The sequence below is a fragment of the Chryseobacterium proteolyticum genome (assembly GCF_046591535.1).
In the GTDB taxonomy this organism is placed as follows: domain Bacteria; phylum Bacteroidota; class Bacteroidia; order Flavobacteriales; family Weeksellaceae; genus Chryseobacterium; species Chryseobacterium proteolyticum.
Genome location: NZ_JBJLWK010000007.1, coordinates 170942 through 183254 on the forward strand (window position 1 = coordinate 170942; position 12313 = coordinate 183254).

14 protein-coding genes and 1 tRNA gene are annotated in these 12313 nt (G+C 36.2%); all 15 read left to right on the forward strand.

Annotated elements, in window-relative coordinates:
• Nucleotides 1–26: 26 nt before the first annotated feature.
• Nucleotides 27–3125: an efflux RND transporter permease subunit gene (locus ACJ5H0_RS22010; protein WP_411252053.1), complete on the forward strand. Its 3099-nt coding sequence runs from the start codon at nt 27–29 to the stop codon at nt 3123–3125.
• Nucleotides 3126–3270: 145 nt separating this feature from the next.
• Complete coding sequence (locus ACJ5H0_RS22015; protein WP_411252054.1) at nt 3271–3462, forward strand: hypothetical protein; 192 nt, start codon at nt 3271–3273, stop codon at nt 3460–3462.
• A gap of 22 nt (nt 3463–3484) precedes the next feature.
• Nucleotides 3485–3832 (forward strand): hypothetical protein, encoded by a 348-nt coding sequence (locus ACJ5H0_RS22020; RefSeq protein ID WP_411252055.1) that lies wholly within the window; start codon nt 3485–3487, stop codon nt 3830–3832.
• A gap of 8 nt (nt 3833–3840) precedes the next feature.
• The gene (locus ACJ5H0_RS22025) at nt 3841–4944 is read left to right on the forward strand and encodes a hypothetical protein (protein WP_411252056.1); all 1104 of its coding nucleotides are present in this window, start codon (nt 3841–3843) and stop codon (nt 4942–4944) included.
• Between the two features lie 420 nt (nt 4945–5364).
• On the forward strand, nt 5365–6576 hold the full coding sequence (gene tuf / locus ACJ5H0_RS22030) for an elongation factor Tu (RefSeq protein WP_172280676.1): 1212 nt from the start codon (nt 5365–5367) through the stop codon (nt 6574–6576).
• A gap of 53 nt (nt 6577–6629) precedes the next feature.
• A tRNA-Trp gene (locus ACJ5H0_RS22035) sits at nt 6630–6700 on the forward strand.
• Nucleotides 6701–6712: 12 nt separating this feature from the next.
• The gene (secE, locus tag ACJ5H0_RS22040) at nt 6713–6919 is read left to right on the forward strand and encodes a preprotein translocase subunit SecE (RefSeq protein WP_172280674.1); all 207 of its coding nucleotides are present in this window, start codon (nt 6713–6715) and stop codon (nt 6917–6919) included.
• Nucleotides 6920–6936: 17 nt separating this feature from the next.
• Nucleotides 6937–7479 (forward strand): transcription termination/antitermination protein NusG, encoded by a 543-nt coding sequence (gene nusG / locus ACJ5H0_RS22045; RefSeq protein ID WP_034687398.1) that lies wholly within the window; start codon nt 6937–6939, stop codon nt 7477–7479.
• 332 nt (nt 7480–7811) lie between these two features.
• Entirely contained in the window at nt 7812–8444 is a 633-nt protein-coding gene (locus tag ACJ5H0_RS22050; RefSeq protein ID WP_273649588.1) for a hypothetical protein, read from the forward strand.
• 13 nt (nt 8445–8457) lie between these two features.
• On the forward strand, nt 8458–9105 hold the full coding sequence (locus ACJ5H0_RS22055; RefSeq protein ID WP_345991844.1) for a hypothetical protein: 648 nt from the start codon (nt 8458–8460) through the stop codon (nt 9103–9105).
• A 7-nt stretch (nt 9106–9112) separates the two neighbouring features.
• Entirely contained in the window at nt 9113–9781 is a 669-nt protein-coding gene (locus ACJ5H0_RS22060; RefSeq protein ID WP_273649584.1) for a hypothetical protein, read from the forward strand.
• 269 nt (nt 9782–10050) lie between these two features.
• Complete coding sequence (rplK, locus tag ACJ5H0_RS22065) at nt 10051–10494, forward strand: 50S ribosomal protein L11 (protein WP_089027865.1); 444 nt, start codon at nt 10051–10053, stop codon at nt 10492–10494.
• A gap of 11 nt (nt 10495–10505) precedes the next feature.
• A complete protein-coding gene (gene rplA / locus ACJ5H0_RS22070; protein ID WP_411252057.1) occupies nt 10506–11198 on the forward strand; it encodes a 50S ribosomal protein L1 in 693 nt (230 codons plus the stop codon).
• 17 nt (nt 11199–11215) lie between these two features.
• Nucleotides 11216–11812, forward strand: a complete 597-nt coding sequence (rplJ, locus tag ACJ5H0_RS22075) for a 50S ribosomal protein L10 (protein ID WP_411252058.1) — start codon at nt 11216–11218, stop codon at nt 11810–11812.
• A 48-nt stretch (nt 11813–11860) separates the two neighbouring features.
• Nucleotides 11861–12229, forward strand: coding sequence for a 50S ribosomal protein L7/L12 (rplL, locus tag ACJ5H0_RS22080; protein WP_143884219.1), 369 nt, complete (start codon nt 11861–11863; stop codon nt 12227–12229).
• Nucleotides 12230–12313 lie beyond the last annotated feature (84 nt).

A 12313-nucleotide genomic window follows, 5' to 3' on the forward strand; every position in this document is an offset into this window, starting at 1 on the left:
TTTTCGAGTCATCAATTTAAACTATTATGAATAAATTCATTAAAAATATAATTGCTTTTTCGCTTAAAAATAAAGCGTTCACCTTCATATGGGTCGCAATTTTGGCCATTTCGGGTTTTATCAGTTTCAAAAACATGCCGATTGAAGCATTTCCGGATGTAACCAATACCCAGATTGTGATTATCACCCAATGGAACGGACGAAGCGCAGAAGAAGTAGAACGTTTTGTAACGACACCCATAGAATTGGCAATGAGTCCGGTTCAGAAAAAGACAAGTGTACGAAGTACCACCATGTTTGGTCTTTCGATTGTAAAGATTCTGTTCGATGATGGGGTGGACGATACTTTTGCCAGAAATCAGGTTAATAACCAACTACGAACTATAAGCCTTCCTGATGCGGTAGATCCCGAAGTACAACCACCCTACGGACCAACCGGTGAGATTTTCAGGTACACACTGGAGAGTAAAAACAAAAATTCCCGGGAATTATTAACCCTGCAAAACTGGGTAGTGGATCGTGCTTTAAGGGGAGTGCCAGGTGTGGCTGATATTAATGTTTTTGGTGGACAGGATAAAGTTTTTGAATTAAGTATTGATCCGCGGGCATTGGATAAATACAACCTGACCCCGCTTCAGGTCTACGATGCTGTTACAAAGAGCAATTTGAATGTGGGAGGAGATGTTATTGAAAAGAACGGACAGGCTTATGTAGTACGGGGAATCGGTTTGGTTAAATCGGTAGCTGATATTGGAAATATTACGATTGAAAATGATAGCGGTAACCCTGTTTTGGTAAAAAATGTTGCTGATGTTCATGAAAGCTCAATGCCAAGAGTAGGACAGGCAGGACTGAATAACCACGAAGACACGGTGGAAGGTATTGTCGTAATGAGAAAAGGGGAAAATCCGCGTGAAGTTTTGGTAGGTGTAAAAGCCAAGATCAAAGAGCTTAATGAGAAAATTCTTCCGAAAGATGTGAAGATGGTTACATTCTATGACAGGGATAACCTGATGGATTTCACAACCCGTACCGTAATGCATAACCTTATCGAAGGAATTGTGCTTGTTACTGTAATGGTTCTGATTTTTATGGCAGATTGGAGAACTACGTTGATTGTTTCTATTATTATTCCATTGTCATTATTATTTGCGTTTTTATGTCTGAAGCTTGCGGGAATGAGTGCGAACCTTCTTTCATTAGGTGCTGTGGATTTTGGGATTATTATTGATGGAGCCGTCGTCATGGTAGAAGGTATTTTTGTAATGCTTGATCATAAAGCCCATAAATATGGAATGGAGAAGTTCAATAAACTGGCTAAAGGAGGATGGATAAAACAAACAGGAACAGGCTTGGGTAAAGCGATATTCTTTTCCAAACTTATTATCATTACCTCTTTGATCCCTATTTTCTCATTCCAGAAAGTGGAAGGTAAGATGTTTTCACCTCTGGCATTTACATTGGGATTTGCTTTGACAGGAGCATTAATATTTACTTTAACATTAGTACCCGTTCTTACCCATATCCTTTTAAATAAGAATGTAAAAGAAAAAAATAATCCTTTTGTGAACTTCTGGGACCGGATTGTTTTAAAAGGATTTCGTTATACTTTTAAACATAAGAAGATGAGCTTAATCGTTGCCATTTCATTTTTGGTCGTTACTTTGTTTTCGGGGAAATTTCTGGGAACTGAATTTTTGCCACAGCTTAATGAAGGATCTTTATGGATCACCGCCGAAATGCCAATGAGCTCTTCTCTGAAAGAATCCTTAAAGACCGCAGATCTTTTGAAGAAAGATATTATGAGCTTTTCGGAAGTTACAGATGTTCTTGCACAAACTGGGAGAAGTAATGACGGAACAGATCCTAATGGATTTGGTTTTGTTCAATTCGCTGTAAATTTGAAACCCCGGGAAGAATGGAAGCGGAAAATTTCATACGATGAACTGATCAAAGAGATTGATAATAAACTAAGAAATTATCAGGGAATCACATTTAATTATTCACAGCCTATTTCTGATAATGTTGCTGAGGCGGTAGCCGGCTTCAAAGCCGAAAACGGGATCAAGATTTATGGGGATAATCTTCAGACTTTGGATCGATTGGCTGAAGAGGTTCTGAAAGAAATAAAAAATGTAGATGGAGTAAAAGATCCGGGAATCATAAAGAATATAGGCCAGCCGGAGGTAAGTGTGGTGTTGGATAGAGATAAAATGGCAGCCTACGGTGTAATGCCTGCTGACGCACAGGCTGTTCTTGAGATGGCTTTTGGAGGTAAAACAGCTTCCGAAATGTTTGATGGAGAGCGTAAATTTCCAATAAGATTGAGATATTCCCAGGAGTATAGAAAAGATGAAAATGATATTGCTTCATTGATGGTTCCTACACAAGATGGGGCAAAAATACCGCTAAAGGAAATAAGTAATATTGTTAAGAATAATGGGGCAGCATTCATTTACAGAGATGATATCAAACGATACATTGGTGTAAAATTCTCTATCCGTGACCGTGACCTGGGAAGCACAATTGCCGATGCTCAGAAAAAGGTAGCTAAAATAGAGCTTCCAGAAGGATATTCTATAGGATGGACCGGGCAGTTTGAAAATCAGCAAAGAGCCTCTCATCGCCTGGCACAGGTAGTTCCTGTGAGTATCCTCATGATTTTCTTCCTGTTGTTTATACTCTTCGGAAACATAAAAGATTCTCTTTTGGTACTTGCTAATGTACCGTTTGCATTAATCGGTGGAATCATAGCACTTCATGTAACGAGAATGAACTTTGGGATCTCTGCAGGTGTGGGTATGATTGCACTTTTGGGAATTTGTATACAGAATGGAGTAATCCTTATTAGTGAATTCCACCAAAATATTAAAAATGGTCTGGCATTGGATGAAGCAATAATGACCGGAGTGAAATCCAGGACAAGACCAGTCATCATGACCGCTTTGATGGCATCTATAGGGCTTTTACCTGCAGCTTTATCTACAGGTATTGGTTCTGAATCTCAGAAACCTCTGGCGATTGTTATTATTGGAGGATTAATTACAGCTACGGTACTTACTTTACTTATTTTTCCAATTATTTTCTGGATTTTCAACAGAACTAAAAAATCAACGTCAATTTAATTGACTGCTGAATATGATGTAAAATATTTGAAGCCTGTAAACATATGTTTTACAGGCTTCAATTTACTTTGACGAATTGAAAAAAAAAATTATATTTGCAAACATAATAAACACATTCCCTCATTAAAACACTATAATCCCCTTGATGAAACGTTATCAGAATAATATACTCCTGTTGTTTGGATTCTTTGGTATACTTCTACCTCTTCAATTATTTTTTAAAATAAGTCTGGAAGAACCCTATCCGTCATTTAACTTTCCTGGGTTTGCTTCTCTTCCGGTTAAAGAAGAAAGATATATTACATTTACAAAAACCACTGCTCAGGTTTTTTTTTAAAGACGGAACGAATACTGTTTTAGTGAAAAATAGTTATCTGGGAGAGAAAATTCCAAGAACCATTCAGGTTACATTGATTAAAAATCTGCTTTTTCCCAAAGAATATCCGATACTTGATGCACGAATCAATTCTTTACCAACTTATAAAAAGGAATTGTATTTACTCAAAAAATCTATTCTTAACAGAAATATTAAAAAAGTTAATTTGGAAGAAAGTAAGGCTTTTGTTATCAAAAAATTGAAAGAAAATTTTCCGGATAAAGAGGTCACGGAGATCCTCGTTACCAATGAAAATAAGGATTTTGACATTGCGACGAAACAGCTTACTAACCGGATAACAAAAGACACATTGATCAACTTCAAGTTCTAACAAACATAATGATTGAAAAAATTAAAAAACTGGTCTTTACAAGCTATAAGCCTAGTTACGAATTTTTAGCTTTTTACAGAATTTTTTTCTCTTTGTACTTATTATGGATGGGGATTTCCAATGCAGATTGGGTATCTTATATTCCTGCTAGTGCGATGCAGCCACCAATAAGCATTTTATCTTTTACGGATACTGTTCCCGCGTCATGGTTTTTTACGGTTTGTTATTACGGCATGTATCTGTGCCTGTTACTTATTTTAATAGGCTTTAAGCCAAGGGGATTTGCCATAACTTATATGGTCATTTACCTTATAACCAGTAATTACGCTTTTTCTTTTGGTAAAATTGACCATACTTTTGTTTATGCCCTACCTATTGTTGTGATGGCTTTTTCACCATGGAATACTACTTATAGTTTTTTTCCGGAGCCTGAAAAAGAAACCGATATACTTTCGAGATCCTGGCCAATGTTTCTGCTTAGCATGTTTTTAGGATTTGGAATTTTTACGGCTGGCCTTGCTAAAATTTTAGGAGGCTGGCTTAATACGGATATACAGAGCACACAGATATTTTTCTATCAATACCGATATGGAGTAGGGTGGCATGATTTGATGTCTGATACGTTTGATAAGATCAACTCCCGGTTTTTCTGGGAATTTCTGGACTATAGTACTGTAATTTTTGAATCAGTTTTTATTATTGCTTTTTTAAAGCCGAAGTTTTTCAGATTGATGATATTAATAACTTTGTTTTTTCATTTAAATGTTCTTTTGATGTTTAATATAGCATTTACCTATGCTGTAGGATTCTATGCGTTGTTTATTCCCACAAGGGTATTACCTTCAACATTTAAAATGAAAATCAAAAACTTTTTGCAGGCTGTATTCCGGCCTAACTATAAGTTGTTGGGAATTGCATTTGTGATTCTATACTTTTTACTTATTATCTTTTTTGATTGTAATGCGATCAATTACATTTTTAATCAATTCTTTAGCCTGTTTGGGTCTGCTTATGCTTCATCTTTAATTATTTTGGGAGGATCTTTCCTTTTTGGGGGATATCTTTTTATCCGGTCGTTGAGAAGTATATCTGATAAAAAAGGTTACAAATGATAATGTTTTTCAGGTTTTACATAAAATTTAAAAAGTCCCGGAATGAACCTTCCGGGATTTCTTATTGTCAATAAATCGATAAGAATCTTTTTTACGATATTCTTCAGTGATTTTTTCACCAACCAGAATCTAAAATTATATGAAATCTTTTTCTTATTTACTCGCCTATTCATTATTTTTAATCTGCTATAATATTCAGAATTAATCAGATAGTTGAGATTTTAAAGAAAACGGTTGTGAGGATTTTTTCAATCGAGAAATTTGTGTAAATTTGCACTTCAATACATCGAAGTATAGTTAGGTTTGTAATTCTTTGGATTTGAATATTAAAATTTTTGAGAAAAAAGATTTTAGTATTTAAAAATTCATTATATTTGCACACCGAAAATTTGAATAAACAATAAATAAATAATTTAAATCATGGCAAAGGAAACGTTTAATCGTAACAAACCACACTTGAACATTGGTACTATTGGTCACGTTGACCATGGTAAAACTACTCTTACTGCAGCGATCAGTGCTGTATTGGCTAGTAAAGGTCTTGCTGAGAAAAAAGACTTCTCTGCAATTGACTCTGCTCCAGAAGAAAAAGAAAGAGGTATCACTATTAATACTGCTCACATCGAATACGAAACTGCAAACAGACACTATGCTCACGTTGACTGTCCAGGTCACGCGGATTACGTAAAGAACATGGTAACTGGTGCTGCTCAGATGGATGGAGCGATCTTAGTATGTGCTGCAACTGATGGACCAATGCCTCAAACAAGAGAACACATCCTACTTTGCCGTCAGGTAAACGTACCTAGAATTGTTGTGTTCATGAACAAAGTTGATATGGTGGATGATGCTGAGTTATTAGAGCTTGTTGAGCTTGAACTTAGAGATCTATTATCTACTTACGAATATGACGGAGATAACTCTCCAGTAATCCAAGGTTCTGCTCTTGGTGCTCTTACTGCTGCTACAGCTGCTACTCCTCAAACTGATGATCAGTGGTTCAAAACTGTAGAAGAATTAATGGATGCTGTTGATACTTGGATCGAGCTTCCTGTAAGAGATCAGGATAAGCCATTCTTGATGCCAATTGAAGATGTATTCTCTATTACAGGTAGAGGTACTGTAGCAACTGGTAGAATCGAGGCTGGTGTTATCAACACAGGTGATCCTGTAGATATCGTTGGTATGGGTGATGAAAAATTAACTTCTACAATTACAGGGGTTGAGATGTTCAGAAAAATCCTAGATAGAGGTGAAGCTGGTGATAACGTAGGTCTATTGTTGAGAGGTATTGAAAAAACTGACATCAAGAGAGGTATGGTTATCGCTAAGAAAGACTCTGTTAAGCCACACAAAAAATTCAAAGCTGAGGTTTATATCCTTTCTAAAGAAGAAGGTGGACGTCACACTCCATTCCACAACAAATACCGTCCTCAGTTCTACGTAAGAACTACTGACGTTACAGGTGAGATCTTCTTACCAGAAGGTGTAGAAATGGTAATGCCTGGTGATAACTTAACAATCACTGTAGAATTGTTACAACCAATCGCTCTTAACGTAGGTCTTAGATTTGCGATCAGAGAAGGAGGTAGAACAGTTGGTGCTGGTCAGGTTACTGAAATCTTAGATTAATATCTTAAATAAATAAAGCTTCCGTAAGGAATTTCTTTACGGAGCTTTAATCTACGGGCATCGTCCAATGGTAGGATACCGGTCTCCAAAACCGTTGATCAGGGTTCGAATCCTTGTGCCCGTGCAAATAATAATTATGAGTTCATTTATCGATTTTTTAAAAGGTTCTTATAACGAATTCAGACATAAAGTTGAATGGCCAAAATGGGCTGATCTGCAATCATCTACAATTGTAGTTACTATTGCAACAGTTATTCTGGCATTATTTACCTTTGGAGTTGACGAATTGTTTTCAAAAGCAATAAGCAACATAATAGGAATGCTAATTAACGTGTTCAACTAAAAAAGTATTTTCCCATAATGAGCGAATTGAAATGGTATGTGCTGAAAGCAATCAGCGGACAGGAAAATAAAGTGAAAAACTACATTGAGACAGAAATCAAACGCTTAGGCTTTGAGCAGTACGTTACTCAGGTAGTGATTCCTATGGAAAAGGTTATTCAACTTAGGAATGGAAAAAAGGTTCCTAAAGAAAGACCTTACTATCCTGGTTACTTAATGGTTGAAGCAGATTTAATGGGGGAAATACCTCACATTATTAAGAATATTCCAGGGGTAATATCATTCTTAAGCTTAACTAAAGGGGGAGACCCTGTTCCCATGAGAAAGTCTGAAGTTAACAGAATGCTTGGAAGAATGGATGAGTTATCAGAATTTGCTACCGACCTTGAAATTCCATATGTAGTTGGAGAGAACGTAAAAGTAATTGACGGACCTTTCAACGGATTCAATGGAACAGTTGAAAAAATTCTGGAAGATAAAAAGAAAATTGAAGTTTCTGTTTTAATCTTTGGTAGAAAAACTCCAATGGAACTTAGCTACATGCAAGTAGAAAAAGTATAATAAATACTTATAATATATAAGCCACTCTAGATCTAGAGTGGCTTTTTTTATTTATTTCAGATATTTATAGATTCTCAGAAATAATGTTGTTTTAAGTTAAAATAAGTTTGTTGTTTATTTTATGCTTTATCCAAGCGTGTTTCACATAGTTATTTAATTAAAACTAAATGTTTAGATTAAAAAATAAATTGTGTGGCATACTTATTGTGAAGTATATCTCCGAAAAACATAAATGGCTTTCTAATGTGGTGATTTTTAACCTTATACTAGGTTGGGATCATTGTTCTGAATTCCTGGATTGTTTTTTTAACACTAATTTAAACACTAATTCAATGACGAAAATTATTTCGATGGTACTTTGTACAAGTACCATTGTACTGATGAATGCACAGGCTACAGGAAAAGTGGGTATTAATACTAAAACGCCCGAAAAAGAACTATCTGTAAACGGAACAATGAAAACATCCGGAATGTTTTTTAAAGATCCGATAGAGAAATTAGGAGCCACTGAAAACTATACTTTTATCATTAAGTCTCCCGCTCCTGAAAACAAGATTACCGCATACAATGATTCTTTTGTACCCAATTCACCGGCACCAATTAATCTTATCCAGTATAAGATAGCCTGTGATCCGAGAGATAAGGATTGGGTTAACCAGTATGATACGAAGATCAATTCAGATAAGTTTCTGGTGGTTATCTCTTCTTTTGGTTTTACGCAACCGGTACGAACCAATAGTCCGGACTGGATAACTCCGGTTCCACAGATATATGCTTACTATAATAATGGAACGTGGAAATTAAAGGCAGACTACCAAGGTTTTGCTCCCGCTTCCAATTTGCCGGCAGGAGAGTGGACTCTTAACTTACTGGTATTCGACAGAGCTTACGCTAAAGAAATCAATAAAACACAAGCGATGGGTGCTTCCACTACAGGATCTGCATCATCTCCTTTAATCCAATAAAAACATTTACATAATGAAAAAAATCACCATACTATTTTTTATGGCTTATGCCTTCATGGCTACCAAAGCTCAGGTGGGAATCAATACAAGCAATCCTCAGGGAACTTTAGATGTTGTAGGAGGAACATTGGTTGAATCTTACATTATAGATACCACAAATTCTCCTGCGACAGGAAATTATTTTCTTCTTACAAGGTCAAAGGATACCACGCCTGTTGGTAAAGTTAAGATGCTTGATATTTCACTGAGAGATGTAGCTCCCGTAAACACATACAATGTTATCCTGAAAAATGTGAAACAAGATGAAGTTGTTAACCTGAATACTGGATTGGATGCTAATAAATATGTAGTCGCTATTACTGGTGCCGTATTTAGTGACGCTGTTTCAGCAGCAAATACTTCCACCACTCCAAAATCATATGGAGCTTATTCTACGGAGATAACTAAGGTTGTGAGCGGAGCCAACACTTATCATGGCATTAACCTTTCTTTTAAAGGTGCGGGAACTGTGTCTTCTAAAAATGGAACATGGACACTAACTTTGAATGTATACGAAAGATCATTGATTAAAGACTGGGGCACATTTACCGGATCGGTTTCAGCTTCGGCTTCACCAGGATATTCAGGAGTATCAACTAACACCCCAGCAGGACTTCAATAAAAAACTTATGAAAAAGAAATTGTATATCATCAGTATGGCTTGCATGGGAATAATCATGCATGCACAAACCGGAAATGTAGGAATCAAAACAACAACTCCAACGGAAACACTGGACGTAAACGGGGATTCCTTTACAAATTCCTTATATATGAGAAATCCGGGGGAACCAACCACTACGGGAGGTCACTTTCTGGCTACTTCTCAAAATTCATTGCAGATATATGATCCTAATCTGGAGAGCAGCGGGTTGTTTAATTATATTAAACTTACCCTTACAGGGGTACCAGGTGCAGGAATTACGGATTATGATACAAAGATCGATGCCGATAACTTCCTTTTGGTTCCTCACAACTATTCATTTAAGCTTAATGACGGAACAACCAGTGTTGCTTTGGATTATAAAGATAATGGTATTAATGATAATGCACAGGGGTCTCCTAATGTGGTTGCATTTAAAAGCAATGGTACCTGGCATTTGAAGGCCGGATTTACAGACAGCAAGTTAATTGCTTTTACATCAGCTAATCCTTCCAGAACTTATAATAACTTTACTGTAGAGTTTTATTTAATGGTTTATAAGCGATTGATCACTAAGCAGAATATCGGCGATATTAATACTGATCTTGGCGGAACAAATGGATCTGCACAAACAATTAATAAACCATCAGGGTTTTAGAAAAAAATAATTTTAAAATAAGAAACCATATTCTAGTAAAGGATATGGTTTTTTTCTTCTATTGATATGGGTTACAGTCAGAAATAGAATTTTTTATTCTTGAAAATTCTGTAAAAACTTTCTAAAAATCAATCGATTCCATTTGCTATTTCAAAAATATTTTATAATTTTGCAGTCCGAAAAGTAGGTTTACTATATGTGAGTGCGGTAACCTGCTGAATAATAAATGCTTCCAAACTCATTAATTATTCAAATTTAAAAAACAAAAAATGGCTAAAAAAGTCTTTAAAATGGTAAAGCTTCAGGTGAAGGGAGGGGCTGCAAACCCGTCTCCACCAGTAGGTCCTGCATTAGGTTCTGCCGGTGTAAACATCATGGAGTTTTGTAAACAATTTAACGGAAGAACTCAGGATAAGCCTGGGCAAGTTTTGCCAGTAGTAATTACTGTATACGAAGACAAATCTTTTGAATTCGTAATTAAAACTCCTCCAGCTGCAATTCAGTTAATGGATGCTGCAAAAATTAAAGGAGGTTCCGGAGAACCAAACAGAAACAAAGTAGGTTCTGTATCTTGGGATCAGGTAAAGAAAATCGCAGAAGACAAAATGGTAGACCTTAACTGTTTTACATTGGACTCTGCTCTTTCTATGGTTGCAGGTACTGCTAGATCTATGGGATTGAGAGTAACAGGAGCTAAACCAACTAACGCTTAAAACTTAGAGAAATGGCAAAATTAACAAAAAAGCAAAAGGAAGCTTTAAGCAAAGTAGAAAAAGGAAGAGCTTACAATCTTGAAGAAGGTTCTGCTCTTGTGAAAGAAGTAAACACTGCAAAGTTTGATGCTTCTATAGATATCGCTGTAAGATTGGGTGTAGATCCAAGAAAAGCAAACCAAATGGTTAGAGGTGTAGTATCTCTTCCTCACGGAACTGGTAAAGATGTTAAAGTATTAGCTCTTGTAACACCAGATAAAGAAGCTGAAGCTAAGGAAGCTGGAGCTGATTATGTAGGTCTTGACGAATATTTACAAAAAATCAAAGATGGTTGGACTGATGTTGACGTGATCGTTACTATGCCAGCTGTTATGGGTAAATTAGGACCTTTAGGTAGAGTATTAGGACCAAGAGGTCTTATGCCAAACCCTAAGTCAGGAACTGTAACAATGGAAATTGGTAAAGCAGTAACTGAAGTAAAATCAGGTAAGATTGATTTCAAAGTAGATAAATATGGTATTATCCATGCAGGTATTGGTAAAGTATCTTTCGATGCTGCTAAGATCAAAGAAAATGCTCAGGAATTAATCCAGACATTGATCAAAATGAAGCCAACTGCTGCTAAAGGTACATATGTAAAAAGCATTTATTTGTCTTCTACAATGAGCCCGGGTATTGCAATTGATACAAAATCTGTAAACTAATATAAATCCTTAAGACAATGACAAAAGACCAAAAAGTTGTAGCAATACAAGAGATCAAAGATTTGCTTCAGGATGCAAAAGTAGTATACGTAGCAGATTTAGAAGGGTTGAACGCTGCTAAGTCTTCAGATTTCAGAAGACAGGCTTTCAAACAAAATATCAAAGTAAAAGTGGTAAAAAATACACTTTTACAAAAAGCAATGGAGCAGATTGACGGAGTAGATTACTCTGAAATGTTCCCTACTTTCAAAGGGAATTCTGCGATTATGATTGCTGAAACAGCAAATGCTCCTGCAAAATTAATCCAAGGATTCAGAAAGAAAGAAGAAAAGCCGGCTTTAAAATCTGCTTATCTTCAGGAAACTTTCTATGTTGGAGACGAAAATCTAGGTGCACTTGCTAATATCAAGTCTAGAGAAGAAATGATCGGAGAAATCATCGGATTACTTCAATCTCCAATTCAAAGAGTTGTTTCTGCTCTTCAAAACAAACCTGAAACAGTAGAAGCTAAAGCTGAAGAAGCTGCTGCACCTGCTGTAGAAGAAACTCCTGTTGAGGCAGCTCCTGAAGCTCCTGCTGCAGAAAGCACTGAAGAAACTCCAAGTGCTGAATAATTAGACTCAAAAAATTAAATAAAATAATCAACAAAAAACATTACAACAATGTCAGATTTAAAAAATTTAGCTGAAACGCTAGTAAACTTAACAGTAAAAGACGTAAATGAATTAGCTGCTATCCTTAAGGATGAGTACGGAATTGAGCCAGCTGCTGCTGCAGTAGTAGTTGCAGGTGGAGGTGCAGGTGAAGCTGCTGAAGAAAAAACTGAATTCGACGTAATTCTTAAGTCTGCAGGTGCTTCTAAATTAGCTATCGTTAAATTAGTAAAAGATTTAACTGGTGCTGGTCTTAAAGAAGCTAAAGATATCGTAGATGGTGCTCCTGCTCCAATCAAAACTGGTATCTCTAAAGACGAGGCTGAAGCTCTTAAGAAGCAATTAGAAGAAGCTGGTGCTGAAGTAGAATTGAAATAATTCAATTTACCTTACAAATATAAACCTGGACCTCGGTCCGGGTTTTTTTATGGAATAGAATCATCAAGTAGATAGATTGATCTA

Coding starts and splice junctions, on each gene's coding strand:
- ACJ5H0_RS22015 (WP_411252054.1), top strand. CDS start 3,271: ATGAAACGTTATCAGAATAATATACTCCTGTTGTTTGGATTCTTTGGT.
- rplJ (WP_411252058.1), top strand. CDS start 11,216: ATGACAAAAGACCAAAAAGTTGTAGCAATACAAGAGATCAAAGATTTG.
- ACJ5H0_RS22055 (WP_345991844.1), top strand. CDS start 8,458: ATGAAAAAAATCACCATACTATTTTTTATGGCTTATGCCTTCATGGCT.
- ACJ5H0_RS22025 (WP_411252056.1), top strand. CDS start 3,841: ATGATTGAAAAAATTAAAAAACTGGTCTTTACAAGCTATAAGCCTAGT.
- ACJ5H0_RS22010 (WP_411252053.1), top strand. CDS start 27: ATGAATAAATTCATTAAAAATATAATTGCTTTTTCGCTTAAAAATAAA.
- ACJ5H0_RS22060 (WP_273649584.1), top strand. CDS start 9,113: ATGAAAAAGAAATTGTATATCATCAGTATGGCTTGCATGGGAATAATC.
- tuf (WP_172280676.1), top strand. CDS start 5,365: ATGGCAAAGGAAACGTTTAATCGTAACAAACCACACTTGAACATTGGT.
- secE (WP_172280674.1), top strand. CDS start 6,713: ATGAGTTCATTTATCGATTTTTTAAAAGGTTCTTATAACGAATTCAGA.
- rplK (WP_089027865.1), top strand. CDS start 10,051: ATGGCTAAAAAAGTCTTTAAAATGGTAAAGCTTCAGGTGAAGGGAGGG.
- rplA (WP_411252057.1), top strand. CDS start 10,506: ATGGCAAAATTAACAAAAAAGCAAAAGGAAGCTTTAAGCAAAGTAGAA.
- nusG (WP_034687398.1), top strand. CDS start 6,937: ATGAGCGAATTGAAATGGTATGTGCTGAAAGCAATCAGCGGACAGGAA.
- rplL (WP_143884219.1), top strand. CDS start 11,861: ATGTCAGATTTAAAAAATTTAGCTGAAACGCTAGTAAACTTAACAGTA.
- ACJ5H0_RS22050 (WP_273649588.1), top strand. CDS start 7,812: ATGACGAAAATTATTTCGATGGTACTTTGTACAAGTACCATTGTACTG.